The sequence below is a fragment of the Marinilactibacillus sp. GCM10026970 genome (assembly GCF_042660675.1).
Classification (GTDB): domain Bacteria; phylum Bacillota; class Bacilli; order Lactobacillales; family Carnobacteriaceae_A; genus Marinilactibacillus.
The window spans coordinates 1-26,432 of record NZ_JBHSUL010000031.1; the positions used below are offsets into that span (position 1 = coordinate 1).

General features: G+C 38.5%; 25 protein-coding genes and 1 tRNA gene. 21 read left to right on the forward strand and 5 right to left on the reverse strand.

Going from position 1 to position 26,432, the window contains the following annotated elements:
- Both ACFP65_RS09015 and ACFP65_RS09020 read left to right on the forward strand, forming a co-directional pair.
- Window positions 1–711, forward strand: a 711-nt coding sequence (locus tag ACFP65_RS09015) for a transposase (RefSeq protein WP_379917859.1), incomplete at its 5' end; no start/stop codon positions are given.
- 272 nt (window positions 712–983) lie between these two features.
- A complete protein-coding gene (locus ACFP65_RS09020; protein WP_379917861.1) occupies window positions 984–1,331 on the forward strand; it encodes a hypothetical protein in 348 nt (115 codons plus the stop codon).
- A gap of 5 nt (window positions 1,332–1,336) precedes the next feature.
- Here ACFP65_RS09020 and ACFP65_RS09025 read toward each other — a convergent pair.
- Window positions 1,337–1,410, reverse strand: a tRNA-Arg gene (locus tag ACFP65_RS09025).
- A gap of 138 nt (window positions 1,411–1,548) precedes the next feature.
- Between ACFP65_RS09025 and ACFP65_RS09030 the strand changes: the two genes are divergently transcribed.
- The 11 genes from ACFP65_RS09030 to ACFP65_RS09080 all read left to right on the forward strand — a co-directional run bounded on the left by ACFP65_RS09030 (window position 1,549) and on the right by ACFP65_RS09080 (window position 14,830).
- Window positions 1,549–2,217, forward strand: a complete 669-nt coding sequence (locus ACFP65_RS09030) for a hypothetical protein (RefSeq protein WP_379917863.1) — start codon at window positions 1,549–1,551, stop codon at window positions 2,215–2,217.
- Window positions 2,218–2,292: 75 nt separating this feature from the next.
- Window positions 2,293–2,715, forward strand: coding sequence for an OsmC family protein (locus ACFP65_RS09035; RefSeq protein WP_379917865.1), 423 nt, complete (start codon window positions 2,293–2,295; stop codon window positions 2,713–2,715).
- A 133-nt stretch (window positions 2,716–2,848) separates the two neighbouring features.
- Window positions 2,849–3,607: an alpha/beta hydrolase gene (locus tag ACFP65_RS09040; protein ID WP_379917866.1), complete on the forward strand. Its 759-nt coding sequence runs from the start codon at window positions 2,849–2,851 to the stop codon at window positions 3,605–3,607.
- A gap of 141 nt (window positions 3,608–3,748) precedes the next feature.
- Window positions 3,749–4,492 (forward strand): alpha/beta hydrolase, encoded by a 744-nt coding sequence (locus ACFP65_RS09045; protein WP_379917868.1) that lies wholly within the window; start codon window positions 3,749–3,751, stop codon window positions 4,490–4,492.
- Between the two features lie 81 nt (window positions 4,493–4,573).
- Window positions 4,574–5,821 (forward strand): sugar ABC transporter substrate-binding protein, encoded by a 1,248-nt coding sequence (locus ACFP65_RS09050; RefSeq protein ID WP_379917870.1) that lies wholly within the window; start codon window positions 4,574–4,576, stop codon window positions 5,819–5,821.
- A gap of 73 nt (window positions 5,822–5,894) precedes the next feature.
- Window positions 5,895–6,773, forward strand: a complete 879-nt coding sequence (locus tag ACFP65_RS09055; protein ID WP_379917872.1) for a carbohydrate ABC transporter permease — start codon at window positions 5,895–5,897, stop codon at window positions 6,771–6,773.
- A 17-nt stretch (window positions 6,774–6,790) separates the two neighbouring features.
- Window positions 6,791–7,612, forward strand: coding sequence for a carbohydrate ABC transporter permease (locus ACFP65_RS09060; RefSeq protein WP_379917874.1), 822 nt, complete (start codon window positions 6,791–6,793; stop codon window positions 7,610–7,612).
- A gap of 21 nt (window positions 7,613–7,633) precedes the next feature.
- The gene (locus tag ACFP65_RS09065; RefSeq protein WP_379917876.1) at window positions 7,634–9,784 is read left to right on the forward strand and encodes a glycoside hydrolase family 3 N-terminal domain-containing protein; all 2,151 of its coding nucleotides are present in this window, start codon (window positions 7,634–7,636) and stop codon (window positions 9,782–9,784) included.
- 56 nt (window positions 9,785–9,840) lie between these two features.
- Window positions 9,841–13,203 carry a GH36-type glycosyl hydrolase domain-containing protein gene (locus tag ACFP65_RS09070; protein ID WP_379917878.1) on the forward strand — a complete coding sequence of 1,121 codons (3,363 nt, stop codon included), beginning with the start codon at window positions 9,841–9,843 and terminating at the stop codon, window positions 13,201–13,203.
- A 125-nt stretch (window positions 13,204–13,328) separates the two neighbouring features.
- Complete coding sequence (locus ACFP65_RS09075; RefSeq protein ID WP_379917880.1) at window positions 13,329–14,279, forward strand: LacI family DNA-binding transcriptional regulator; 951 nt, start codon at window positions 13,329–13,331, stop codon at window positions 14,277–14,279.
- A gap of 92 nt (window positions 14,280–14,371) precedes the next feature.
- Window positions 14,372–14,830: a GNAT family N-acetyltransferase gene (locus ACFP65_RS09080; RefSeq protein WP_379917882.1), complete on the forward strand. Its 459-nt coding sequence runs from the start codon at window positions 14,372–14,374 to the stop codon at window positions 14,828–14,830.
- A gap of 466 nt (window positions 14,831–15,296) precedes the next feature.
- On the opposite strand, the gene ACFP65_RS09085 is transcribed toward ACFP65_RS09080, so the two are convergent.
- Entirely contained in the window at window positions 15,297–16,535 is a 1,239-nt protein-coding gene (locus tag ACFP65_RS09085; protein ID WP_379917884.1) for an aminopeptidase, read from the reverse strand.
- Window positions 16,536–16,898: 363 nt separating this feature from the next.
- On the opposite strand from ACFP65_RS09085, the gene ACFP65_RS09090 reads away from it, so the two are divergent.
- From ACFP65_RS09090 to ACFP65_RS09110, 5 genes are all read left to right on the forward strand, one after another.
- Window positions 16,899–17,447 (forward strand): TetR/AcrR family transcriptional regulator, encoded by a 549-nt coding sequence (locus ACFP65_RS09090; protein WP_379917886.1) that lies wholly within the window; start codon window positions 16,899–16,901, stop codon window positions 17,445–17,447.
- Between the two features lie 177 nt (window positions 17,448–17,624).
- Window positions 17,625–18,656 carry an NADH:flavin oxidoreductase/NADH oxidase gene (locus ACFP65_RS09095; protein WP_379917888.1) on the forward strand — a complete coding sequence of 344 codons (1,032 nt, stop codon included), beginning with the start codon at window positions 17,625–17,627 and terminating at the stop codon, window positions 18,654–18,656.
- Window positions 18,657–18,688: 32 nt separating this feature from the next.
- Window positions 18,689–19,657 carry a glycosyltransferase family 2 protein gene (locus ACFP65_RS09100; protein ID WP_379917890.1) on the forward strand — a complete coding sequence of 323 codons (969 nt, stop codon included), beginning with the start codon at window positions 18,689–18,691 and terminating at the stop codon, window positions 19,655–19,657.
- Entirely contained in the window at window positions 19,638–20,060 is a 423-nt protein-coding gene (locus tag ACFP65_RS09105) for a GtrA family protein (protein WP_379917892.1), read from the forward strand. Before ACFP65_RS09100 ends, ACFP65_RS09105 begins: the two co-directional genes overlap by 20 nt.
- 1 nt (window position 20,061) lies before the next feature.
- Window positions 20,062–22,782, forward strand: a complete 2,721-nt coding sequence (locus tag ACFP65_RS09110; RefSeq protein ID WP_379917894.1) for a YfhO family protein — start codon at window positions 20,062–20,064, stop codon at window positions 22,780–22,782.
- A gap of 51 nt (window positions 22,783–22,833) precedes the next feature.
- Here the strand turns inward: ACFP65_RS09110 and ACFP65_RS09115 are convergent, their stop codons facing one another.
- The 3 genes from ACFP65_RS09115 to ACFP65_RS09125 form a co-directional block, all read right to left on the reverse strand.
- Window positions 22,834–23,679, reverse strand: coding sequence for an aldo/keto reductase (locus ACFP65_RS09115; protein WP_379917896.1), 846 nt, complete (start codon window positions 23,677–23,679; stop codon window positions 22,834–22,836).
- 149 nt (window positions 23,680–23,828) lie between these two features.
- Window positions 23,829–24,287, reverse strand: coding sequence for a flavodoxin (locus ACFP65_RS09120; RefSeq protein ID WP_379917898.1), 459 nt, complete (start codon window positions 24,285–24,287; stop codon window positions 23,829–23,831).
- A gap of 107 nt (window positions 24,288–24,394) precedes the next feature.
- Window positions 24,395–24,649, reverse strand: a complete 255-nt coding sequence (locus tag ACFP65_RS09125) for a kinase to dihydroxyacetone kinase (protein ID WP_379917900.1) — start codon at window positions 24,647–24,649, stop codon at window positions 24,395–24,397.
- Between the two features lie 213 nt (window positions 24,650–24,862).
- On the opposite strand from ACFP65_RS09125, the gene ACFP65_RS09130 reads away from it, so the two are divergent.
- The 3 genes from ACFP65_RS09130 to ACFP65_RS09140 are packed head-to-tail and all read left to right on the forward strand — an operon-like array spanning window position 24,863 to window position 26,432.
- Entirely contained in the window at window positions 24,863–25,252 is a 390-nt protein-coding gene (locus ACFP65_RS09130) for a hypothetical protein (protein WP_379917902.1), read from the forward strand.
- 37 nt (window positions 25,253–25,289) lie between these two features.
- The gene (locus ACFP65_RS09135; protein WP_379917904.1) at window positions 25,290–26,072 is read left to right on the forward strand and encodes a CobW family GTP-binding protein; all 783 of its coding nucleotides are present in this window, start codon (window positions 25,290–25,292) and stop codon (window positions 26,070–26,072) included.
- Between the two features lie 12 nt (window positions 26,073–26,084).
- On the forward strand, window positions 26,085–26,432 hold the full coding sequence (locus ACFP65_RS09140) for a GTP-binding protein (protein ID WP_379917906.1): 348 nt from the start codon (window positions 26,085–26,087) through the stop codon (window positions 26,430–26,432).

Sequence of the window (26,432 nt, forward strand, 5' to 3'; positions counted from 1 at the left end):
TCTCGATACAGTCAGAAACAAAGAAACCTGGTCAAGACCATCACGACAGACATGAATGCGAGTTACGTCAGTTTCCTTCCAGAGCTATTTCCAAACGCTGATATTATTATTGATCGATTTCATATCGTTCAGCTCGTGAACCGGTCAATGAACAAGACGCGCGTAAAAGTCATGAATCGACTTCGAACCTCTAACGGAGAAGATCAAAAGAAATATAGACGATTAAAACGGTTCTGGAAGAAACTACTAAAGAAAGAGACAGAATTATCTTATACTACTTATCAATACTTTCCACTGTTTGGACAACGTTTAGAAGCAGCGATTGTTTCAGAGATGTTGGCCTATGATCCAGAACTAAAATCAACGTATGGAGTTTATCAAGCTGTCCTTAAGTCCGTTGAAGAAAATGACTCAAAGCAATTAAGAGCTACTTTAGACCAACCAGCTTCCCCTGAATTATCTGGATATATGAAAACCAGTTTAAAAACGTTGAGAGCTCATTTCCCTTATATTCAAAACACCTTCTACTATCCTTATAACAATGGAAAGATAGAGGGAATCAATAACAAAATCAAAGTCTTAAACCGGGTAGCCTATGGCTACAGGAACTTTATTCACTATAAAAATCGTATTATCTTGCACTTCAATTTAAAACCAATCAGAAACAAACTCAAAATGATCGAAAAAGAAAGAGAACACATAGCAGCATAAGCTAACTATCTGTTCTCTTCCAAGTACGATTACTTTCTAGCTTTATTCTTCACCAACGCTAATTGACATAGAACCAATTAACTGAGATAGGATTTTTTATTTTATAAGCCTGGAATTATTAAATAGTCGCCATGTAATTAGATATCATATGCAACTTCTTGTGAAACTACATAAACAGAACTTGGATGTTTCTTTTCCAATTTTAAAAAGCGAATTTGAGCCATCGGAAAATTATTGTTAAACTGATTAAAATGTATAAAGGAGAACATATGTTGATACTACTAAGTGTATTTCTACTATTAGCCGCAGCCATACTATTTTGGATAGGTTACCAGTATAAAGATGATCCAAAAGGTACAAGACCAAATGGTAGCATGACACCGCTTGGGAAAATTAAGGATAGAGAAAACTATCAAAAGTGGGAAGGTCGTTTTTATTTTATTTATGGAGCATACTTGTTTCTTGTTGTTCTTTCAGTGGGAATGACATCTGTTTTTGACTGGAATCCTATTTGGCTAAGGTTTTGGATCGTTTTGATGGTTGTTCTATCTAGTATTAGAATAATGATCATGTCCAAATTCATCGAATTTAGATGGAAAACGAAAAACAAAGACAATTAATTATATGACCCTAGAGGGAATCGAACCCACGACCTAGTGCTTAGGAGGCACTTGCTCTATCCTACTGAGCTATAGAGTCTAAATGAAATGAACTAACTTATTGTACTATGGAAGTTTGGTTGATACAAGTTTGCTTAAAAGACAAAGCTGTTTTTCTTGCGAAATTATCATAAGAAAAAGGGCTTTCTGCTATAATAAAAGAAAAAAGGATGATTAGATGACATTGATGAAACGGTTATTGAGTGCTTCAGCTCTGACAGTATTACTAGTAGGATGCGGAACAGATGAGGCCGATGAAACAGAACAAGTAGAACAATCTGCACAAGAAACAGAAGTAGAAACAACTACTGAAGATCAAGCGACTGAGACAGAAGTTGAAGAAGATAGTGACGATGAAGGAAGTATCGAAGTAGACAAGGGCCTCTTCAGTACAGAGCTGACACTACCGGCAGAATTATCAGAGACTTTTGAACCAGATGAACTCGCTTTGGAAGAAGCGAACATCACTGAGAATGAGGATGGATCGGTTACAATAAAGATGTCTAGATCTCAACATCAAGACTTGTTGGATGAATTGAAGCAGACCATCACTGATTCAGTAGAAGAGTTAAAGACCGATGAAAATTTTCAATCTTTTAAAGATATAGAGTTCAATAACGATTTCAGTGAATTTTCTATTATTGTTGACAGAGAAGCATATGAAGCAGGGTTTGATGGCTTTGGTATTTTTGGATTGGCGATATCAGCGCTTTACTATCAAGTGTTTGAAGGGAAAGATCCAGAAAGTATAACATCGACATTTGAAATTCAAGACGAAGCTACGGGGGAAGTGTTCAGCACAATCGTTTATCCAGATGACTTGGAAGAAAGTTTAGATCTAGAATAATTAGAGTACTTCACTATGGAAAAGTAAGTGAATGTGATTTATTATGGAAATAGATTCAAGAGACGGAGGGTATTTATGAAGGTTTCAACGAAATGGGAAGGTAATCTAGCTTTTACAATGAATAATCATACTGGAAAAGAACTGAAAATGGATGCTGGAGAATCTGCTGGCGGAGAAGGTTCAGGCGTATCTCCAATGGAAGCTATTCTAGGTGGCTTGGCAGGTTGTATGGGAATTGACATGTATATGATTCTTAAACCTTATCAAGAAAAATTAGAACGTATTGAAATTGAAACAGATGGAGAAAGAAATGAAGAACCACCAAAATACTTTACCAAAATTACTATCACGATACATGTTGATGGGGATGTCCCAGCCAATAGAGTTTGGCGCGCCATTAAATTAAGCGACGAAAAATACTGCTCTGTAGCGAATTCACTTAAAGCTGAGTTAACTTACAAACTGATTTTAAATGGAGAACAAATAGACCAAAACTAAATGAATCTGACAGAGAACCACTTATTTAAAAGGTGGTTCTTTTTTAAACTCTATTTAATGATAGGTAGTTGCTATTTGAAATGGAAACGCTTAATATATATACTGAAAGAGTCTTTATTTAGGAGGAAAAGAATTGGCAGTTATTTATGGAACGATACAATCTGAAAGATTGATGCGAAAAGTACCATTCGCAGCAATTTTACCATCAGAAGTAAAAAAGGATGAAACAGTAGAACCATTTAAAACTCTTTATTTACTTCACGGGTGGAATGATGCATCTGATGCCTGGATTAACAATACAAGAATTGTTGAATTAGCAACGAAACATAATATTGCGGTTATCATGCCATCTGGAGAGAATAGTTTTTACGTTGATCTTAGAAACGGTAGTTACTATGGACAGTATATCGGTGAAGAACTTGTTCAGATTACTAGAAAAATGTTCAACTTATCTCAAGATTTCGAATCTACATGGATTGCCGGATTATCAATGGGTGGTTACGGTGCATTGAGAAATGGCTTGTATTACAATGAAACTTTTTCGAAAATAGCTGCGCTTTCTAGTAGAGTGCTTCAATCACAAGAAAAAGAACATGATCTGTCAGAGGATAACCGAATGAATCAAGCTATAAAATATATTATAGGTTCAGATACATACAAGGATATGGATAAAGACAAAGATATCTATTCTCTGGTAAAAAAAGAATCCATACCGGAACTATTCATTGCCTGCGGTACAGAAGACTTTATTTATAAGGATAGTTTAAGTCTGCACAATTATTTAAGTGAACAAAAAATCGATCATATTTACAAAGAGTCGTCCGGGGAGCATTCCTGGGATTTCTGGGATCACTATATCGAACAAGTGATTGAATGGATGATTGAAATCTAAAAGAAACTAGCTCAAAAATCCGCAATGAATCAGTTGCGGATTTTTTATATAGATCAGATTAAAAGAAAAGGCTTGCAAAACAAATTAGTATTCTATATAATTCATTTATCGAAACGTTTCGAAAGGAAGTGGAAATGATAAATGACTACTGTCGATGCTACGTTCTTTTCAAAAAGTCTAGATAGAAAAGTGACGTATTCAGCTATCATTCCGAAAATGAATAGAGAAATGAGAACGTTTAAAACCCTTTATTTATTTCATGGATATAGCGGAGACCGAAAGGATTGGTTCTACGCAGGACAAGTTGAACAACTAGCAGAGTCATATAATATTGCCATCATTTTACCATCAGGAGAGAATAGCTATTATGTAGATCATCCAAATGGAATGAATTATGGTCAGTTTGTCGGTGAAGAGCTAATTGAAGAATCAAGAAGTCTGTTTCCTTTATCTTGTAAAAGAGAAGAGACATGGATTGCTGGATTATCAATGGGTGGTTATGGAGCTTTAAGAAATGGTCTTTACTATAGTGAAACATTTGGAAAAATCGCCGCCTTATCAAGCAGGATTATAACGAAAACATCTGAATTTGAAGAAGATCGTTATCCTGAACGAATCATGAAGGTGCTCATTGGGAGCCAAGATATTCAGGATATACCGGATAATATAGATTTATATGAATTGGCTAAACAGTCAATGTCATTACCCAATATTTACATGGCTTGTGGAACAAGTGACTTTTTATATGAAGATAATGTAGCTTTCCACAATGAACTCAAGCGCCTTAATATCAAACATGATTATATCGAAGATACAGGCGATCACAATTGGAATTTTTGGAACAAGCATATTATTTTAGCAATAGACTGGTTAATGAAAACATAAATTTTATTTAAAAGTCGAAACGTTTCGACAATTTCTATTAATAAATAATAATCAAACAACTAAAATTAGGAGGAAAAAATGATGAAATGGAACAAAATGATTTTAGGTACAACTTCTTTGGTCGCGATGAGTTTATTGGCTGCTTGTGGTAATAGTGGAAATGGTGACGCAGGTTCAGATGGTTCTGCTGATACATTATCAGTGTGGGTAATGGGAGATGGCGATGAAGTCACCCAACCGCTTTTTGATTCATTCACAGAGGAAACAGGAATCGCAGTCAATGCACAAAGTATTCCTTGGTCAGCTGTTCATGACCGATTACTGACAGCTGTTGCTTCAGGTGAAGGTCCCGATGTCGTTCAAATGGGCTCCACTTATATGGCAGAATTTGTAGACGCTGGTGCATTGATGGATATCACAGAATACGTTGAAGGCAGTGACGAAATCAGTCCGGATAATTTCTTTGAAGGAAATGTAGAGACAACTGTATTTGACGATAATTATTATGCGGTCCCTTGGTACACTGAAACAAGAGCGCTTTACTATAGAACGGATTTATTGGAAGAAGTTGGATATCCGGAAGGTCCAGCAACTTGGGACGAACTTTCTGATGCTGCAATAAAATTGTCTGAACGTGGAGACAACTATTATGGTTTCTCAATCCCAATCAATGAGCAGACTTTTGGACCAATGTTCGCAAAACAAAATGGTTCACCAATCATTGATGACGAAGGAAATGCTGTAATGAATGAACCTCAATTTGTCGAAGCAATTGAATATTTAAATGGCTTTATAGAATCAGGGGCTTCACCTAGTCAAGATTTAGGCATTGAGATTTCTCAAAGCTTTGGTGGAGAAGGAATTAATCCAATGTTTATTAGTGGACCGTGGATGATTACAGCAATCCAAGATCAAACAACGGATATTGAAGGAAAATGGGCAGTCAGAACCTTACCTGAAGGACCCGTTAGTAACGTATCAAATACAGGGGGCGCGAACCTAGCGGTCTGGAACAATTCTGATAACCCTGAAGAAGCGGTTCAGTTAATTGAGCACCTAACTAGCACAGATAGTATGCTGACGTATTATGAAAATTCAAGTTCTCTTCCTGCAAGAATGGCAACATGGGATGAAGAACCTTTCCAAGATGAAAACGTAGCTGTATTCGGTGAACAGCTTGAAAATTCAGAACATATGCCGGTAATTGAAGAGTGGGACAGAGTATCTCAAGCGTATATCAGTAGCTTCGAACAAATCATCGTTGGTGGTGCAGACGTTCAAGAAACACTGGATAGCTTGAATCAAGAAGTTCAAACAATGATCGACTAAAAAATTCAAAAATTCAGAGAGTGAAATCATTTTATTCATTCTCTGAATTTTGATTTTAGAGAGGAACCTTTTCATGAAAAGTAAAAAAGCACCTTATTTCTTCATTGCACCAGCGATCGGGTTACTGCTAACATTTTCTATCTTCCCAATCATTTTAGCGCTGGTCATCAGTTTTACGGATATGAGTTTGGCAGGACTAGCAGACTACTCACGAATCAACTTCACGGGACTTCAAAATTATCAAAACATCTTACAAGATAGTGTGTTCATGAAGTCAATTACAAATACTTTATTTTATGTAGTATTCGGTGTACCACTCGTCATTCTCTTTTCACTAACGATTGCGATATTGATCAATATGGGGAGAAGTCGTTATTTCTCATTTATGCGTGTGGTGTTCTACTCACCTTCGATCACCAATATTGTTGCGGTCGCGATCGTCTGGGCTTTCTTATTTAATCCAAGTCAAAGTATCGGTTTGATTAACCGCGTGATCGGCATGGTTGGTATCGGTCCAATCGGATGGTTAACGGACACGAGCGTTTCCAAAATTTCACTGGTGATTTTGGCTGTTTGGAGAAGTATTGGGATCAATATGTTGATCTTCTCAGCAGCACTTCAAAATATTCCGCGCACAATGTATGAAGCGGCCGAACTAGACGGTGCGACAAAATGGGAACAGATTCGATTTATTACAGTACCACAATTAAAATTCTCAACTTCTTTTGTAACAATTACTACAATTATCGGCTGGTTGCAATTCTTTGAAGAACCATTCGTCATGACTGAAGGTGGACCGCTTAATAGCACGACAAGTGTGGCGCTCTTCATCTATCGCAATGGTTTCCAGAATAATCAATTTGGATATGCTGCTGCTGGGTCATTACTTTTGTTTGTCGTCATTATCTGCGCAACACTCGTTCAACTCAGATTACAAAGACGAGCGGATTAAGAAGGGGATAAGTTGATATGATTAATATAGATAAAAAACTAAAAATGACTATTGGAGTTGTATTAGGACTATGGGGATTGATTACGGTCATTCCATTTGTATGGATGATTCTTTCAGCATTCAAAACGAACCCAGAAATCGTAGCTGCGCAACCCAATCTTTTGCCAAGCGAATGGACACTAGATAATTTTAGAGAACTCTTTCAACGGCTAAATTTTGATGTATATCTACTCAATACCGTGATTATTACAGTTCTAGGATTTGTTGGATTATTGCTCAATGCAATGGCAGGCTTTGCATTTGCACATTATGACTTTAAATTTAAAAACTTTCTGTTTGTTCTTGTTCTCGCAACGATGATGATTCCAGGACAAGTTACGATGATTCCGGTCTATCTGTTATTGAATCAATTAGGCTTGACGAATACGTATCTAGGTATCGTACTACCTGGTCTTACAGGTGCTTTCGGAATTTTCTTGTTCAGACAATTTTTCTCAAGTATTTCAGAAGAATTTTTTGAAGCGGCAAGGTTAGATGGCGCAAGTGACTTCTACGTTTTTTTCAGAGTCGCGTTGCCTTTATCTAAACCAATTATTGCAGTACAAGGAATCCTGACCTTTATCGGTGGTTGGAACTCATTCTTGTGGCCATTGATTATCGCAAATGACCAAAGATTCTACACCTTATCGGTTGGTCTGCAGTTATTACAAGGACAACATGGTACAAATTATGCTCTACAGATGGCAGGGGCTGCCTTTATGGTCGTACCAATTCTGATCATCTTTATCATTTTCCAGAAATACATTCTTACTGGTTTCAATATTTCCGGTGGAAAATAAGCGCAGACAAAGGAGTTACTTATGAAAATCGATGCATTAAAAGCATTACTAGATGAGATGACCATTGAAGAGAAAGTTGGACAGACGATTCAATTGTCTGCTGATTTTTTCTCCGATCAATCAGAAGATATCACAGGTCCAATGAACGATATGGCAATGACCGAAGAGAAGAAGTACCAAGTTGGTTCTGTTCTTGGTATCTCAGGTGCCAAAGAAACAATTGAACTACAGAAAAGATATATAGAAGAAAGTCGTTTAAATATCCCTTTACTATTTATGGCAGATATTATTCATGGAGACCATACTATTTTTCCAATCCCATTGGGACTCGGCGCGACATGGAATCCTGATTTGATCAAACAAACTGCGGAAATTTCAGCCAAAGAAGCGGCGATACAAGGACTTCACGTAACCTTTTCACCAATGGTCGATCTTGTCAGAGACCCTAGATGGGGAAGAGTCATGGAAGCGACTGGTGAGGATAAGTTACTCAATAAACGTTATGCCAGAGCATTTGTGGAAGGCTATCAAGGCGAGAACTTGAAAGAAGACTTAACGAAACTCGCAGCTTGTGTGAAGCATTTTGCTGGATATGGTGCGCCACGTGGCGGTAGAGATTATAATTCAGTAGATTTGAACGAAAATACCTTAAGAGAGCACTACTTGCCAGCTTATCAAGAAGGTATTGATGCGGGAGCAAAACTAGTGATGACCGCATTCAATACTATCGACAATATCCCGGCAACCGGAAACACACGTTTGATGCGAGATATCCTGCGTGATGAAATGGACTTTAATGGCGTACTGATTTCTGACTGGGGTGCAATCGGCGAACTCGTTCCGCATGGCGTCGCAGAAGACAACAAAGCTGCTGCAAAACAAGCTTTGACAGCGGGTGTGGATATCGAAATGATGTCGGCAGCCTATAGTGAACATCTAGTAGACTTAGTGAATCAAGACGAAACACTGAAAATACTTCTGGATGAATCGGTCTGGAATATCTTGAAACTAAAAAATGACTTAGGCTTATTCGAACAGCCCTACCGTGGTGCTGATGAAGCAGCCGAAAAAGAAACAGTCTTTTCAAACGAAAACAAGCAAGTTGCTTTAACGGTCGCAGAACAATCGATTGTTTTACTGGAAAACAATGGCGTGTTACCACTAAAAAAAGATACGAAGCTTGTTTTAACAGGTCCGCTCAGTCAATCTACTGACCTTTTAGGTGCATGGTCTTGGAAGGGTGACAGAGAACAGACAGCGACACTGGCAGAAGCAATGGCAAAAATTGCCAATAATGATTCGTTTAGCGTAGTCGATGACCGAACATTTTTAGAAGGACAGAATAGCTTTTTCATGGAGGACATTCGTACGGCAGATACAGTGGTGGTTGCGATTGGAGAAAGTTCAGAGATGAGTGGCGAAGCAGCCAGTCGCACAAATATCACTTTGCCAGAGAACCAGTTAACGTTATTGAAAGAACTAAAAAAACTGAATAAACAAGTTGTAGCCGTCTTAATCAACGGTCGCCCGTTGGATTTATCGGAAGTGATCCCTTTGGTAGATGGCCTTGTTGAAGCTTGGTTCCCAGGAACGATGGGTGCGGAAGCCATTACAAATGTGTTATTTGGAAACGTGAATCCTTCAGGTAAATTACCCATGTCATTTCCTAGATCTGTTGGACAGATTCCACTAACGTACAACGAAGACAGCACTGGTAGACCAATGACAGAAGAAAAAAGAAGCGAGAAATATCTATCGAGGTATCTGGATGCTGAAAACACAGCTTTGTATCCTTTCGGTTTCGGACGCTCATATACAACCTTTGAGTATGCAAACTTGACGTTATCGAGTCAGAAAATATCTGAAGACGATGTGTTGCAAGTTTCTGTAGACGTTAGAAATACAGGTGACGTTAAAGGATTAGAAACCGTTCAAGTCTATATTCGCGATAAAGTTGGCGAAGTGGTGCGTCCAGTCAAAGAATTGATTGATTTCAAACAAATTGAATGTACGCCAGGTGAATCAAGAACCGTTACTTTTGAGATCACAGAAAAACAGCTTCGTTACACACATGCAGACCATTCAGTCAGCAGTGATGCGGGAACTTTCTTAATCGGTATCGGTACAGATAGTACGGTTGCACTCAGTGCATCGTTTGAGTTAGAAAAATAGTCGAGTAATTAAAAACAAGAAGAAATCAAATTGTTAAAGAGTTGAGGGGTAGTAAAATGAAGGCAATCGTACAGGCACAAAAGCATATGCATACACTAGAAAATGGTCAGACCACTGTAACATTTTTACAGTCAGGTGACCTATACAAGATGAGTCACGAGAATATTATGATTAATCAGATCGAAGGAAATATGATTGATGGGTCTTTAAATAATTTGTATCTTAGAAGATTCGATGAAACCGGTGCGGTCATACAAGCGGTACCGCTACTTGGAATACAGTCAAAAAGCCGATTTTCAGTAGGAGAAAAACAAGTCAGCTGGACAGGATCAGTAGCGGATATAGAATATTCTGTGCGATTCAGCTTAGCAGAAGAAACCATCTGGTTCTGGGAAGTCACGCTTAAAGGATCTGACGAACGAGTTGATATCGTTTACGGTCAAGATTTAGGCTTAGCTGCAGAAGGCGCTCTTAAAGCGAATGAAGCTTACGTGGCTCAGTATGTCGATCATATGGTCAGTGAAAATGATCTAGGTTTCGTCATCAGTTCCAGACAAAACCAGCCACAATCTGGAACATTTCCTTACTTACAACAAGGGAGTCTTACAGGAACTGACGGGTTTTTAACAGACGGCTTCCAGTTCTTTGGGAAATCATATAAAGAGACGAATCAGCCTGAAGCGCTGAAAAAAGTAGCGCTAGAAAACCACAAAAGTCAATATGAATTCGACTTCAGTACGCTGAAATCTCGCTCAGTCAAATTAGATGAATCTGACACGACAACTATTGTTTTTTACAATGTATTTAAAGCGGATCATCCAGAAGCCGTCAAAGAAGTAGAAGACCAAGAGCGTCTTCAAGCGGCTTATCAAAACTTAACACCTGAAAAACTAATACCTTGTGAACTTGTCTCAAAACATTCAATGGTAGGGGAACCTTTACAAACGACAACTATCTCACAAGCGGATTTAAAACAACTCTATCCTAAACGAGTTCAGGATGAAGTCATTGATGAACGGATTGTCTCTTTCTTTACAGAAAACCAAGCACACGTGGTCTTAAAAGAAAAAGAGCTCATGTTAGAGCGTCCACATGGTCAAATTCTGTTTACACATAACAAAACCGTTCCAGACGAAAATATCATGAGTACGACTGCTTGGATGTATGGAGTCTTTAATGCACAGCTTGTCATGGGGAATACAGATATGAATAAAGCTTTGTCTAATACCCGAAACGCCGTTAACTTTTTCAAAACTAGCGGACAGCGCGTATACGTCAAGCTTGAGGGCCAATATCGACTATTAACGATGCCTTCAATGATGGAAATCGGAATCAATTATGTGAAGTGGGTCTATCAGACAGAAACAGAAACGTTTACCGTCGTGAATCTTGCAGCGTCTGACGAGTCAACGATTCAATTAACGGTTACGAGTCAAAGTGGAAGAGCTTATGAATATCTGATTACGAATCAATTGACAATGAATAGTCGAGAATATCAGACACCAGTATGGATTGAAGAAACAATAGATGGCGTCATTGCGACATTCGATGGGCAAACAGCTGCACACAAAAAATTACCGAACCTCGCTTATAAATTTCAAGTATTGAACGCGGACACAACGGTTGTCGATGAAAGTGTATTTTTATCTGGCGTAGAAGAAGGCACAGCCATGCTACTAAACTTTAAAGTTGATGCAACGGATACGTTTACGTTTACAATGGCAGGAGCACTTGATGGTAAGAATTTTGAAACAGCTGAGCTTGATTTTGAAAAAGAAACAGCAGCCTTTTCTACATTCTTTGATAAGTTGAGTAATGGTTTTTCAATGAATGGACCGGATGCTGTGAAGTCGACAGCGGAGAAGATGAATATAACGACACGTTGGTATACGCACAATATGCTCGTTCATTATCTAGTGCCTCACGGGCTGGAACAGTTTGGCGGAGCCGCTTGGGGAACCAGAGATGTCTCTCAAGGTCCAGCAGAGTACCTAATGGCGATGCAACAATACGATAGTACGCGTGAAGTCATCAAACGTGTCTACAGTCACCAGCATATTCAAGACGGCAATTGGCCGCAATGGTTCATGTTTGATTCTTATGTAGAAGTGCAAGCTGATGAAAGTCACGGCGACGTAATTGTGTGGCCACTTAAAATGCTGGCTGATTATTTGGAAATCACAGGAGATTACAGCTTATTAGAAGAATCCGTACCTTATTTTGATCAATCAACACAAGCTTATACAACAACGACCGATGCCATTAAAGTCCATGTAGAAAAACAATTGGATTATATACAATCTCATTTCTTATGGGATACACATTTGTCTTCTTATGGCGATGGTGATTGGGACGATACTTTGCAGCCACATGACCAGAGTCTGAAGAAAAATATGGCGAGTAGCTGGACAATTGCACTAACGTATCAGACTCTAAAGAAATTTGCAGAAGTACTGGAAACCGTTGATCCAAAATGGTCAGTCCTCATGAATGAACGAACAGCTGAGATTGAAAAAGATTTCAAAGATTATATCTCATCAAACGATGTCGTTCCTGGCTTTGTTTATATGCCAAGGGAAGATGAAATCGTTAAGATGATTCATCCGGAAGACACAACGACAGGGATTCAATATCGCTTATTGCCGATGATTCGCGGAATGATCAGTGAGTTGTTCACAAAAGATCAGGCAGAAAGGCATTTTGCTTTAATTCAAGAACATTTAAATACACCAGATGGCGTTCGTCTGATGAACCGTCCGGCGACCTACCAAGGTGGTGTCAGCCGTCAATTCAAGCGTGCAGAACAAGCAGCGAATTTTGGACGTGAGATTGGCTTAATGTACGTTCATGCGCACATTCGTTACATTGAGGCAATGGCCAAAATTGGTCAAGCGGAAGAAATTTGGAAGGGATTAGAAACCATCAACCCAATCAATATTTCATCAGTAGTTGAAAACGCAGAAGTGCGCCAAAGTAATACGTACTTTAGTAGTTCGGATGCAGATTTTTCCGACCGCTACGAAGCACAAGAAAATTTTGATTTAGTTAAAAAAGGCCAAGTAAAAGTAAAAGGTGGCTGGAGAATTTATTCAAGTGGACCGGGTATTTATATGAATCAACTAATTTCAAGTGCTTTAGGTATTCGAATTCATACACAAAATTTAGTACTCGATCCCGTATTGGTAAAAGAACAAGATGAACTAAAAGTCACTTATACCTACAACGGTTATCCAATGACGATTCAGTATCACTACGTAGACACTGAACAAGTTCATGTGCAAGTCAATGGTCAAGACATTCCGCAAACGAATTTGAAAAATCCCTATAGAAAAGCGGGAGTTGAAATCAAGCAAGCGGATCTGGAGAAAACATTATCAAAAGAAGATAACCAACTAGATGTATATTATCCAGTTTATTGAAAATAATATTCTAATAAAACAAGCGTATACACAGTGAATTGTATATAATAGAATAGACTGTTCATTTAGAAAGAATCTAGTTGAATAAGAAATGTAACCATTCACATAAATAAGGAGGTTGGAATATGACGGGCATAAAGGAAATTGCAAAAAGAGCAAATGTTTCTATTTCAACCGTCTCTTATGCATTGAATAATAGTCCAAGGGTCAGCGAAAAAACTAAGCAACGTATTTTAAAAATCGCTAAGGAAATGAACTATATCCCAAACCGTGCGGGACAAAATCTGCGTCGAAAACAAACACGAATTATTGGTGTCCATTTGTCCAGTTACAGTGGGAGTTTCTACGGTGAATTATTGGACGGAATCCAACATATGGCTAAAGAACTTGGCTTTGACATTATAGCCTGTTCAGGAGAAAAGTCGCGCCTATTTTTACCGCAAGGCATGATTGACGGTATTATTGTCTTAGACCAATTCTACCCAGATGAGCAACTCCTTGAGTATGCAAATGATGGTCATTCTATTGTTGTGCTAGATAGACAACTCGAGCATAAAAATATCCGACACGTGTTATTAGATAACAGAGAAGGTATCAAACAAGCAGTTCAGTCGCTAGTAACATCGCCATCTGAAACGATTGATATCATTAATGGTCCAAAAGGAAACTTTGATAGCCGCGAACGATTAGAAACAGCAACCCGAGAGATTAGCAAACTTGGTAAGAAATTTCGAATCTATAAAGGTTGGTTTACAGAAGAGTCTGGATTTATCGCTGCTCGCGAAATTGCTCGAGAAGCTACAAATGAGAGTCCGATTGAAATCCTTGCTTTAAACGATGAGATGGGAATTGGCGCTTATAATTACTTCAAGAAAAATGACCGCTTTAAAGATACCGAAATCAACATCACAGGTTTTGATGACTTAATGGTCAGCCGTTACCTTGATCCCCAAATGAATAGTGTCTCTTACTCTAAAAGAGAATGGGGAGCGGTCAGTATGAATACACTGTACAAAATGCTGAACGGTCAAGAAACAGAAGATAAGCTTATCTCAACACGATATAGGACCACTTGAAAATTGGATATTTTAAACACAATAAAGGCATTTCTGAAGTAGTGCCTTTTTTGTGTTATCCTTTCAAAAAAGACCTTAAAGGAGTAGCCCCTATGGAAGAATTGACTATCCGGACAATCACCGAAGAAAACTGGCGTGCAATCGTCGAACTCAAAGCGACCCCAGAACAAGCCGACTTTATTAGCCCAAACGCAGAGTCCATGCTCGAAGCTCTCTACGAAACCCGCTTTAACTGGACGACTTATGGACTATATACAGAAAATCTACCCATCGGATTCGCAATGATCGGTGCATATAACAAGGAGCATCAATACATTTGGCTCGACCGCTTTATGATTGACGCCCAATCCCAAGGCAAAGGCTACGGTAAAATGTTTCTCGAAAAACTGATAGCCTTTATCAGACAAAACTGGCCCGTCAAAGATATTGTGCTCAGCATCAACGAAGAGAATCTAGCGGCCAAGCGCTTATACGAAACTTACAACTTCAAAGACACAGGACGAATCGATGAAGAAAACGGCGAACGCATCATGGTATTAAGCGAGCGATAATTGGCGTATATAAATAGGTGGCTGAAGAGACCATCAGAAACTGATCTCCGATCAGCAAAGAGCATAATAGTCCCTCTCGAAGAAGAGTGAGGTGACGAGAGGGAATGAAAGAGCGAGATAGTCCCTCTCGAAGGAGAGTCAGCTCACGAGAGGGAATGAAAGAGCGAGATAGTCCCTTTCGAATGAGAATGAGGTGACGAGAGGGAATGAAAGAGCGAGATAGTCCCTCTCGAAGGAGAGTGAGGTCACGAGAGGGAATGAAAGAGTGAGATAGTCCCTCTCGAAGGAGAGTTAAGTCACGAGAGGGAATGAAAGAGTGAGATAGTCCCTCTCGAAGGAGAGTTAGCTCACGAGAGGGAACGAAAGAGCAAAAGTCAGCCAGCTCCGAAATAGGAGAGGCATGATGGCTTAAAAAAATAAGGTGCTTCCCGCCAAGGGAAGCACCTTATTTAAATAACTTAGAAATTTAAGCCCAAGTCCCTTTACGGAATACTGGGACACGCGTACCATCTTCACGAATACCATCGATATCCATTTCATTTGAACCTACCATGAAATCAACATGGACGTCAGAACGGTTCAAACCAGCAGCTTTTAAGTCTTCTTCAGACATTTCAGTACCGCCTTTAAGGTTGAATGCGTAAGCAGAACCCAAAGCAAAGTGATTTGAAGCATTCTCATCAAATAATGTATTAAAGAATGTTAAACCAGATTGAGAGATCGGAGACTCGTCTGGAACAAGTGCAACTTCACCTAAACGAGCAGATCCTTCGTCTGTTTCAACAAGTTGTTGGATAACATCTTCGCCTTTTTCAGCAGTTACTTTAGTTACTTTACCATCTTTGAAGTGGAATTCCATTCCTTCGATGATGTTTCCTGCATAGCTTAAAGGTTTAGTCGAAACAACTACGCCATCTACACGATTTGCATCGGGAGCAGTGAACACTTCTTCAGTCGGCATATTTGCCATGAAGCGTTCGCCACGAACGTTAAAGCTTCCAGCACCTTCCCATAGGTGACCATCAGGCAATCCAACCGTTAAGTCAGTTCCAGGACCTGTATAGTGTAAAGCAACGAATTGCTCTTTATTTAATTCTTCCGCTTTCGCTTCAAGCGTTTTATCTTTAGCTTCCCAAGTTGCAATTGGGTTTTCGTCATATAAGTGGACAGCCTTAAAAATGGCATCCCATAAAGCATCTAATTGTTCTTCTGTTGAATTTAAATCAGGGAAAACTTTAGCTGCCCATTTTTCACCAGCAGCCGCAGCGACTAACCAGCTGACTTTGTTAGACTGAGTCGCTTTTCTCATTGCAGATAAAGCACGACCAGCAGCCGTTTGATAAGCAGCGATCTTAGAGTTATCTAATCCTTGTAAAGAATCTGGATCAGATGAACGAAGGCTGATACGACTAGCGCCTTTTTCAATATGATCTAAACTTTCATCAACTTTATATTGCGGAATATCCGTCAAGACTTCTTGAGAAGCATGTTCAAAAGTTGAACGACTCACGATATCATCCGTCCACTTAACGATCACTTCTTTAGCGCCTTTTTGATAAGCAGCTTCAGTCACCAAACGTGCAAGTGGTGCTTGGTCAACATCAACACTTAATACAACCGTATGGCTTTTCTGTACGTTAACACCAGTCGTCACGATTAGGTCAGCGTATTTCTTCAATAAATTGTCAAAATTTTCTAAGGTCATTATGATTCCTCCTAAAATGTCAAAACGCTCACTTAATATAATATCACACAATTGACGTTATCGCGAGAAAGGGGTCATGATAACCATTGTTACATAAAAATTAGGGGATACTTAGCATCGAATTGTAAAATTTTGTTATTAATCAACTACTTGTGATTGGTAGTATAATAACATTGAAATAACTAATTATTAATAACAAACGTTATAAAAAGCTTGAAAAAACAGTGTTTTAATAACCTTTGTTTTTTAGTATACTAGCTTAGTGCAGTACAAATTAACTTTTAAATACATGTTAATCATGTTATACTTATGTGGTTGTATAACTAAGTAAGGTAGAAAATTTTTTTGAGGGAGTCAAAGAAGGTGCCAAGACAAAGAACGATATTGAGAGAAAACATATTGGATGCTTCTATGGAACTCTTACGATCGAGCGGTTTTAGTCAGTTTACAGCAAGACAAATTGCGATTAAAATGAACTCGTCAACGCAGCCGATATATAAAGAGTTTAAAAATATGGAAGACTTGAAAGTAGGCTTATTAGAGTATATAAAGCAGTATCTTTCTGAAACTGTGTTTAATAGTCATCATACTTCTGATTCACTTGAAGAAGTTTGTAAAAATTATATACTACTTGCCAAAAAAGAACCGACACTCTTTTCAGCAATTTATATGGATAGAGAGCTGGAAGTCGTTCAGCTTCACAACTATTCTTATGAAATGATTGAAAAAATCTTGAAAGAAACGAACTCAGAATATAATGAGAAAGATATTCTCCCATTTCTAAATATTCTTTGGCCAAGCATATTAGGGGTAGCTATGCTAGTGGCTCAAGGAAAATTACAGTTTGATCAAAATCAGATCAACCAAAAGGTTAAGGAAATACTTAATACCAGCTTAACTTTGTTAGCCTAATCACTTAAAAAGAAGACAATCCGTTATTTTCGGAATGTCTTCTTTTTTTTATCTCTAGAAATATCCCGTTGAGGTTAAATGATGATTTGATGAAGACGTGATGATATGCTAACACTTCTGATTGTGAACATGATAAAATAGATAACGATTGAATTTTTTAACATAGGAGTGTAAAACATGGCTAAATTATTCGAACCGATTCAATTAAATCAGTTAACCCTTAAAAATAGAATCGTTATGGCACCTATGTGCATGTATGCCGTACATAAAGAAGACGGAGAACTGACCAACTTTCATAACGCGCATTATGCCAGCCGTGCAATTGGTGGGGTCGGATTGATTTTCCTTGAAGCAGCGGCCGTTTCAGAAGAAGGACGTATCACAAATCAAGACCTTGGGATCTATAACGAAAACCAAACAGTGAAACTAACAGAATTAGTTAACACCATCCATGAACTCGGTAGTAAAGTCGGCATCCAAATTGCCCATGCCGGAAGAAAAGCAGAAAATGCACCAAACTCAGTGGCACCCAGTGCACTCGCATACAGTGACGCTTACCGAACACCGGATGCACTAAGTGAGACTGGAATCGAAAAAGTTATCTCTGATTTTAAAGCAGCCGCAAAACGAGCTGAAAAAGCAGGCTTTGACGCTATTCAGATCCACGCAGCTCACGGCTATCTCATCAATCAATTCCTGTCTCCATTAACAAATAAACGAACAGATGCTTATGGAGCTCAGTCACTTGAGAATCGATTCAGAATACTAAAAGAAATTATAGAACAAACCAAGAGCGTTTATACTGGAAATATCTGGGTACGATTCTCTGCAACAGACTACGATGTAGATAGCACAACTCTTGAAGAATATGACCAGATCAATCAATGGTTAAAGGAACTGGAAGTGGATGTTGTTGATGTATCGACCGGCGGACTGCTGCCTAGAAAACCGGAAGCCATTTATCCTGGTTATCAGACAAAATATGCGCGTCATTTCAAAGAACACTCAGATCTTCTGATTTCAACAGTAGGTAAATTAGGCGATCCAGATTTAGCAAACTATGTACTGGAATCCGGTCAAGCGGACTTAGTCTCATTAGGTAGACCACTACTCAGAAATCCAAACTGGGCAGCATCGGCTGCAAAAACCTTGCATGATCAGCAATTCGAACCTTTTAATCCATCATATGGAAGAGGATTTGACGAATAAATAAAACGGTAAAACAGAATCGAGGAAACAACATGAAAACATTGTCCGTCATTATTCCAGCATATAATGAGGAAGAAGTACTTCCCCAGCTGATTGAAAGACTCAATGAAGTCAGTGAAAAATTAGATCGCTATGCGTTTGAATTTTTGTTCGTAAACGATGGAAGTACCGATCAAACGTTGAATTTATTAAAAGAACTGAACAAACAAGATCCACGCATGAAGTATGTTGATTTATCAAGAAACTTTGGGAAAGAAACAGCTATGCTAGCTGGATTTGACTACGCGACTGGGGATGGCATCGTCATTTTAGACGCAGATCTCCAGCACCCACCTGAAATTATGGAAGAAATGATCTATTGGTGGGAACAAGGATACGAAGATATCTACGCTGTTAGAAAAAAACGAGAAGGCGAGTCCTTCTTAAAGGAATGGACATCGAAAACCTATTACAAGGTTGTTCAGAAAATGACACCCGAGAAAGTGATTCCACAAGCTGGAGATTTTCGTTTGCTCGATAAGAAATGTATCGTAGCTTTGAGACAACTAAGAGAACAAGAACGCTATACTAAAGGAATGTATGGTTGGATTGGGTTCAAGAAAAAAGAGATTACTTATTTTGCTGAAGAACGTGCAGCTGGAAAAACCAAATGGAACTATAGCAATCTTTTTAAACTAGCTATTGATGGAATCACGTCTTATAGTACAGTTCCTTTAAAAGTCTGGTCTTATATCGGTTTTGCGATTTCAGTGTTCGCCTTTTTGTTTCTGGCAGTCGAAATTGTTAAAACCATTATATACGGTACAAACGTTGCTGGATATCCGACACTTTTAGCTGCGATTCTATTTTTAGGTGGCATCCAACTGATTTCTTTAGGGGTCATCGGAGAATACCTTGGAAGAGTCTTCGTAGAGACAAAAGGAAGACCGCCTTACTTTATTAGAGAATCATCCCAGGAGGATGTAGAAAAGGAAGAACAACATGATGAATCAAGTGCATGAACTTTATAAAAAATACGAAGAGGTGATTAGCTATCTGTTTTTCGGCGTGCTCGCAACGATTGTAAATATCGCTGTATTTTACCTATTTGACACGGTTCTAGATGTACCGTATCTCTTTGCGAATGCGATATCCATTATTGCGGCCATTTTGTTCGCATTCGTTACCAACAAGCTTTATGTCTTTAAGTCACAATCAGCAAGCAAAGGAGAAGCTTTCAAGGAGTTCTACCTGTTCGTAGGATTCAGACTGTTATCAGGGGTGTTTGACATGCTCAGCATGTTTATACTTGTTGATTTCTTGACTATTAATACAAATGTTTCAAAAATAATCACACAATTTATCGTCGTTGTTGTCAACTACGTCTTCAGTAAGTGGTTTATTTTCAAACAGAAAGAAGGCTAAAATGATTGCAGTAAAACAGTCCTATAAAGAACAAATCACTAAGCGAACGCTTTTAATTTATACGATCTTGTTCATCGGAATAATGATAGCAGTTTTTAGCGCCTATTTTCTTTCAGCGGGAGCATCTTTTATTTGGACGACGGATGGTTATACCCAACATTACTTATTATTTCATGATTATCTAGAAAAACTTAGGGGCCTCTTCACAGGACAAGGATTTGCGATGTGGGATTGGACGATTGGCATGGGTGCCGACGTGATTCAGTCTTATGGATACTATGTAATTGGAGATCCGTTCGTCTATCTGGGCTTACTATTTCCAGAATCAATGACAGAACTTGCCTATCATGCACTGATTTTTTTGAGGATCTGGAGTATCGGTGCTGTATTTTTACTCTACGCTCGAAAATTGCAGTTCTCGCATCATGCTGGACTAGTCGGATCCATTCTCTATGCATTCGCCAATTACGGCATCTTTAGTATGTCGAGACATCCATTTTTTGTCTTGCCGCTAATCTGGTATCCCTTACTTTGCTTAGGGATAGAGAAGATTTTGAAAAAAGAATCTAGTACCGTATTTACTCTTGCTGTAGCGCTTAGCGCAGTGAGTAATTTCTATTTTTTCTATAAATTGACGATACTGATTTTATTATATGCAGTAGTTCGTTACGTTATGATCTATAAAGCGACGCAAACATTTTGGAAAACTTTCTTAAGAACGACAATCGCGTATATAATTGGGCTAATGATTGCGGCTGTTGTTTTTATCCCAATCGTTTACGGATTTTTGAACTCTTCAAGAAGTCCTGGTGGGATAGAAATCAATTGGTTTATCTATCCATTAGAGTATTATCTAGCTTTATTCAAACATGCCATTTCGCCAGGTAGTTATTTCTGGACGATCGGTGGATTTTCACTACTTTCATTTATTGCATTAGTTTCGGTCAAGAAAAATGAAGGTATCAGTGCGATCAAAATGATTTTGACCGTACTCGTTGTATTTTTGCTGTTTCCATTTTTTGGATCATTTATGAACGGCCTATCCGGTCCTTATAATCGATTTTCATTTGTCTTTGCATTCTTTATGGCTCTAGCAGGAGCCTATCTGATTGATCAAAACGGACGTTTCGCGCCGAATGCAAAGACAAAATCAGCTTGGCTATTAATAGGATATACCTTACTATCCTTATTGGCTTTTGTATTTCCAGAAGGTTTGACCACTTATATGCTCGTGCCGGTCTTAATTGGATGGGGATTCTGGTGGGTATTGTTTTCAGTAAAAGTTACGGACAAGGTAAAGATGAATCGAATCATTCTAGGACTTGTCCTGTTAAATATGGGACTAAATACAGCGGCTTATTACTATCCTTTTGGTGGAAATATGATTTCTAATGTATTAGATTACGGAACGGTCGATTACCGTTATGAGCAAGCTTTAGGTGGCTTAGAGCAATCACAACCATCAGATTTAACGAATCGTAACAAAGAGGTGGACCGAGTCGGTGTGACCTATGCGGATGATCAAATTAAAAATCAGTTCATTTATTTGGACACAATGGGGTTGAATGCTTATCTCTCCATTTCAAATGGGCGTGTGTCTGAATTTGCAAGAGCAATGGAAATCAGTACGTATCAAACCATTCAACCGCTTAGAAATGGTGTAGATGACCGAACAGAGTTAAACCAGTTTTTAGGTGTTCAATCTATTATCACTTCAGCCGAAAATGAATCGCTACTACCGTACGGATATGAGGTAACTGAAATAAATTCAGAGGAAACCTTTATTAAAGCAGAAACGGTAAATGCTTATCCTTTTGCTTATGCAGTTGATCAAGGCATTACAGAATCTGATTTGATGAAAAAAAATGCACTTGAAAGAGAAGCGATACTCTCAAAAGGCGTGATCCTAGGAGATACAACATTCAAAAAAGCGCACTTAACGCCTTTAAATACCGAACCAGTCACTGAAGAATTGGCTTATAATCTAACAGTATCTGAAGAAACGCCTGTGAAGTTAGAAAATCAGCGTTATATAACGCAAGGAGAAGGAATCAACTTAACTTTGACCGTTGAAAGTCCAGAATTAATGGATAACGCAGAACTCTATGTCAGACTAAATGGATTAAAGTATCATCCACTAAACGAAACGCCTCTATTAAGACAACAAACAAATTATAGAGTGAATGCATCAAATGGAGAATCAGAAAAGAGTGTTTATCAAGCGGATCGCTTAAGTTTCAGTTCTTATTTTCATAGAGAATCGATGCTGATTAATTTGGGATATGCAGAAGAAAGAACGGACAATCAAGTTCAGATCCAGTTCAATCGACCTGGAGAATACGAAATCGATCACATCTCTCTATATGCTAAACCGATTGATGGCGAGCAACTTGGTCAAGAAGCAACTGATCGAAAAGAACGAGCGATGGAAATCTCTACCTTTGAGCAAGGTCTAGTAGAAGGAACCATTAGTAGCTCGGATTCTGAAATGCTGGTCACAACGATTCCCTATTCAACAGGTTGGCAAGCAACGATAAATGGAAAAGCAGTAGATCCAGTAAAGGCCAATTTGGGCTTTATTGGAGTGCCATTGGTTGAAGGGGAAAATGCAATAACCTTAACGTATCAGACACCTTTTCTTAAGCTAGGTGCAGTGATTTCAATTTTAGGATGGCTATTACTAGGAGCCAATCAATTTTTTTACAGAAGAAAACGACATTAAAAAAGGAGCATTCTGATTAAAATCAGAATGCTCCTTTTTAGGTTAAGTTAATTAGAATGAGACGTTATCTGGATCTGGCGCTTCTCCAGCCGTTCCTTTAAGTCCATCAATGGTTTTCATGTCAGCATCTTCAATTTCAAAATCAAAGATATTCGCATTTTCATGAATGCGTTCTTCGTGTACAGATTTCGGAAGTGGAAGGAACCCGTGTTGTAAACTCCATTTCAAAACTAATTGAGCAATAGACTTATCATATTTTTCAGCTAGTTCTTTCAGTTCGTCTACTTCAAAGATTTTACCTGTACCTAGTGGGCTGTAAGCCTCAGAAACAATATTATGAGCTTGGTTGTATTTCACAACTTCTTCTTGCATAGCACTTGGGTTCAGTAAAATCTGATTCAGAGTCGGTTCGATTTTAGCGGTTTCCATCAAAGCGTCGATATGGTGAGGGTGGAAGTTAGAAACACCTAAAGCGCGGATTTTTCCGGCTTCAACAGCTTCTTCCATTGCACGCCAGCTTTGCGCATTGGCTTCTTTCCAGTTATCTCTGAATTTTTTTGGATTCGGCCAGTGAATGATATAGAGATCAATATAGTCTGTATCCAATTTATCAAGAGAGTTTTGAATAGCTTGTTTCGCTTCTTCATATCCGTGATCATTGTTACCAAGTTTAGTAGTGACAAATACATCTTCACGTTTTAAGCCACTTTTTTTCAAACCACGACCAACGCCTGCCTCGTTTTTATAAGCAGAGGCTGTATCGATGTGGCGGTATCCGGCTTCCAGTGCCCAGATAACGGACTGTTCAGCATCTTCTTCAGAAGATTGCCAAGTACCAAAACCAACTACGGGAATTTCTACACCGTTTTTCAACTTATACGTATCTGTTAATGACATGTTACATTCCTCTTTCCTATTTATTAATAAGTAAAAGTATACACCAAGAAAGTCAGGTGTGCGAATAATTGAAGCTCAGAAAATGGATGAATTAGAAAAGCATCGATCAAACCTGTTCAGTACAGGTAGTCGATGCGGATGATTTGGTATTAGGATGGATTGTTTTCAAAAGATTCAAGAAGTGATTTTGCGAAAGCTTCAAGCTTTTCTTTATCAGTTTCCTCTGGTTCTAGATCAACTTTTACACTATCAGCGCCTTTGACTGCACCGGTCTTTTCAAACTGGTCATTGAAGTCATCAACGGACTGGCAAAATTTATCGTAAAAGGTGTCTCCTGAACCGAATGTTCCATAGATTTTTCCGCTCAAATCAACCTCTTCGAGTTCTTCGTAGAAGTCTACGATTTCGTCAGGTAGATTGGCATCTGTTCCGTACGTGTAGGTTCCAACGATTGTAATATCAACGTCTTCAAAGTCCTCGGGATCAGCTGAAAAACTCTCGACAAGTTCAACTTCTGCTCCAAGTTCTTCAAAGGCCGCTTCAATAATTTCAGCACATTCCTCTGTATTTCCGGTTAGGCTAGCGTAGACGATCATCACTTTAGGCATGTCAGTCCATCCTCTCTCTGTTCTTTCTCATTAAAACAGTATAACAAAGAAAGGAGAGGGAAGAAAGTGATGGAAGTTAAGATTTATTTCATTCTTCTTAAGCGTACTTATCCGTGTAAGCCGTTCGACTGACGAATCATATCTTCAACCACAATATCAAAAATCTCACCGATACTTGAACAATACTCTAGAATTTCCCAGGGATGGTTCGTGTGAAAATGAACTTTGATTAAGGTCTCATCGCCAACAGCCAGTAAGCTATCTCCTTCAAAGCGATTGGTGATATCATCATTGATCTGTTTCTCGGATAAAGCTTCTCCTTCAATCAGTAACTGGGTATCATATCTGAATTCTGTTTCCATATGCAAGTTCCTTTCATCTCAAATGATTGAATCCGTTTCCTCAATAAAAAAACAAGTCTACAAGAACGTCTTGACTTTTTTCTGTAGGTATAGTTTAATGCATTATATAAAACGTAATGATTACGATTTAATATTAATTGAGTATACAGAAGACTTTCAAAAAACGCAAGCGCCGTAAACTTTATATAAATCTCATACTTAGGAGTGTTAACCATGAATATTATTTATCCACCGTTAGTCGAACAGTGTTACAAAGCATTCAAAGAAGAAAATAAAGACTTGCAGAAAGCGGACGTCTATACGATGCTGATTGAAAACAATATTCTAACAGAAAATGGTATGCCGACTGAACATGCGATTAAGACCGGATGGGTAAAAGAATTCACCGAAGAACTAGATCTGACCTTTGAAGAATTTTTAAAAGTGTATCCCATATTTGCAGAATTTGATAAAGAATCATTCGCATTTATTGACGGATTCTGGGAAATCACTAAAGAGTTAAGAGAAGATATTGTCGAAGGACTTCAGCATAATAAATTCGAACATGATGAAAGAATCCAATTGGAATCGTTCTTGAGTGCGCGCAAAGAATATGAAGATTGAAAAGTGTGCTGTACTAAAAGGATAAAGGAGAAAAGATATGCAAAGCATCATTCCCATCACCGTTGTTTCCGGATACTTAGGTTCGGGTAAAACAACTTTAATCAAACATATTTTAAAATGCAAAGAGAGCAAACGGATCGGAATCATTGTGAATGATTTTGCGGAAATCAATCTAGATGAACAAACTTTACTCAAAGATCCTTTTTTCACAGCACAAGATCAGATCATTTCACTGAAAGATGGTTCGATCAGCGGTCGGCTTCGGGAACAGCTTGTAGAGGCGGTTTACAAAATGGCTGCCAGTCAAGAAGTAGATGTCATTTTGATTGAATCTACAGGAATTGGTCAACCCGATAAAATTGCAAAAGCTTTATCGAAAGGAGGGACTGATAAGGGGCAACAACTTTCAGAAGTGGCTCGGCTGGATACTAATGTGACCATCGTAGACGGTTTTAGATTGTTGCAGCAGTTTTCTCCCGAGAATGGGCAATTCGATGAAGATTATACGGAAAGTAATCTCTTAATCATCAATCAAATTGAGTTTTGTGATGTACTGATTTTCAATAAAACGGATCTACTTGAAGAAAAAGACAAAACAGAACTGATTTGTCTCGTAAAAGAAATACAACCAAATACCGCTTTCTATGAAACGCAGTTTTCTCAAGTCACGATCCAGTCAGTAATCCATACAAAACGATTCGACGAAAAACAGACGATTAAACAGTTTGATCAAGTGAATCGTTACGAAAAAAATTCCGAAAATGAATTAGGCATTGAGTCTTTTGTTTATCGACGTCGTGAACCCTTTCATCCGGAATAATTTGATCAGTGGTTGGATAACTGGCCAAGAACAGTCACGAGATGCAAGGGTGTGGTCTGGTTTGTCACCCAACCTCAAAACGTGATTAAACTTTCTCAGTCTGGTCGGGCAATGGATATTATCCCTTCAGGGTACTGGATTGCTCAATTGAAACAATGGGAAATAAACAAAATGTTCGAGCAAAGAACGCATTTAAAAGACATATGGGATGAAGATTACGGTGATCGTATGATTGAGCTGGTCTTTATTGGTAAAGGAATGAATAGAGAAAAGATTATAGCTGAACTGGATCAGTGCCTCGTTGCTCGAGGAGAGTCTGTTCAAGTTTTAAGAGATCCTTTCTTAATGGAAGAGGCATAA

Excerpts from the sequence above, each read along its gene's own strand:
- ACFP65_RS09030 (WP_379917863.1), top strand. The coding sequence starts at position 1,549 with ATGACATTGATGAAACGGTTATTGAGTGCTTCAGCTCTGACAGTATTA.
- ACFP65_RS09060 (WP_379917874.1), top strand. The coding sequence starts at position 6,791 with ATGATTAATATAGATAAAAAACTAAAAATGACTATTGGAGTTGTATTA.
- ACFP65_RS09125 (WP_379917900.1), bottom strand. The coding sequence starts at position 24,649 with ATGGAAACAGAATTCAGATATGATACCCAGTTACTGATTGAAGGAGAA.
- ACFP65_RS09095 (WP_379917888.1), top strand. The coding sequence starts at position 17,625 with ATGGCTAAATTATTCGAACCGATTCAATTAAATCAGTTAACCCTTAAA.
- ACFP65_RS09110 (WP_379917894.1), top strand. The coding sequence starts at position 20,062 with ATGATTGCAGTAAAACAGTCCTATAAAGAACAAATCACTAAGCGAACG.
- ACFP65_RS09115 (WP_379917896.1), bottom strand. The coding sequence starts at position 23,679 with ATGTCATTAACAGATACGTATAAGTTGAAAAACGGTGTAGAAATTCCC.
- ACFP65_RS09035 (WP_379917865.1), top strand. The coding sequence starts at position 2,293 with ATGAAGGTTTCAACGAAATGGGAAGGTAATCTAGCTTTTACAATGAAT.
- ACFP65_RS09055 (WP_379917872.1), top strand. The coding sequence starts at position 5,895 with ATGAAAAGTAAAAAAGCACCTTATTTCTTCATTGCACCAGCGATCGGG.
- ACFP65_RS09105 (WP_379917892.1), top strand. The coding sequence starts at position 19,638 with ATGATGAATCAAGTGCATGAACTTTATAAAAAATACGAAGAGGTGATT.
- ACFP65_RS09080 (WP_379917882.1), top strand. The coding sequence starts at position 14,372 with ATGGAAGAATTGACTATCCGGACAATCACCGAAGAAAACTGGCGTGCA.
- ACFP65_RS09065 (WP_379917876.1), top strand. The coding sequence starts at position 7,634 with ATGAAAATCGATGCATTAAAAGCATTACTAGATGAGATGACCATTGAA.
- ACFP65_RS09050 (WP_379917870.1), top strand. The coding sequence starts at position 4,574 with ATGAAATGGAACAAAATGATTTTAGGTACAACTTCTTTGGTCGCGATG.
- ACFP65_RS09100 (WP_379917890.1), top strand. The coding sequence starts at position 18,689 with ATGAAAACATTGTCCGTCATTATTCCAGCATATAATGAGGAAGAAGTA.
- ACFP65_RS09045 (WP_379917868.1), top strand. The coding sequence starts at position 3,749 with ATGACTACTGTCGATGCTACGTTCTTTTCAAAAAGTCTAGATAGAAAA.
- ACFP65_RS09070 (WP_379917878.1), top strand. The coding sequence starts at position 9,841 with ATGAAGGCAATCGTACAGGCACAAAAGCATATGCATACACTAGAAAAT.
- ACFP65_RS09120 (WP_379917898.1), bottom strand. The coding sequence starts at position 24,287 with ATGCCTAAAGTGATGATCGTCTACGCTAGCCTAACCGGAAATACAGAG.
- ACFP65_RS09075 (WP_379917880.1), top strand. The coding sequence starts at position 13,329 with ATGACGGGCATAAAGGAAATTGCAAAAAGAGCAAATGTTTCTATTTCA.
- ACFP65_RS09130 (WP_379917902.1), top strand. The coding sequence starts at position 24,863 with ATGAATATTATTTATCCACCGTTAGTCGAACAGTGTTACAAAGCATTC.
- ACFP65_RS09135 (WP_379917904.1), top strand. The coding sequence starts at position 25,290 with ATGCAAAGCATCATTCCCATCACCGTTGTTTCCGGATACTTAGGTTCG.
- ACFP65_RS09085 (WP_379917884.1), bottom strand. The coding sequence starts at position 16,535 with ATGACCTTAGAAAATTTTGACAATTTATTGAAGAAATACGCTGACCTA.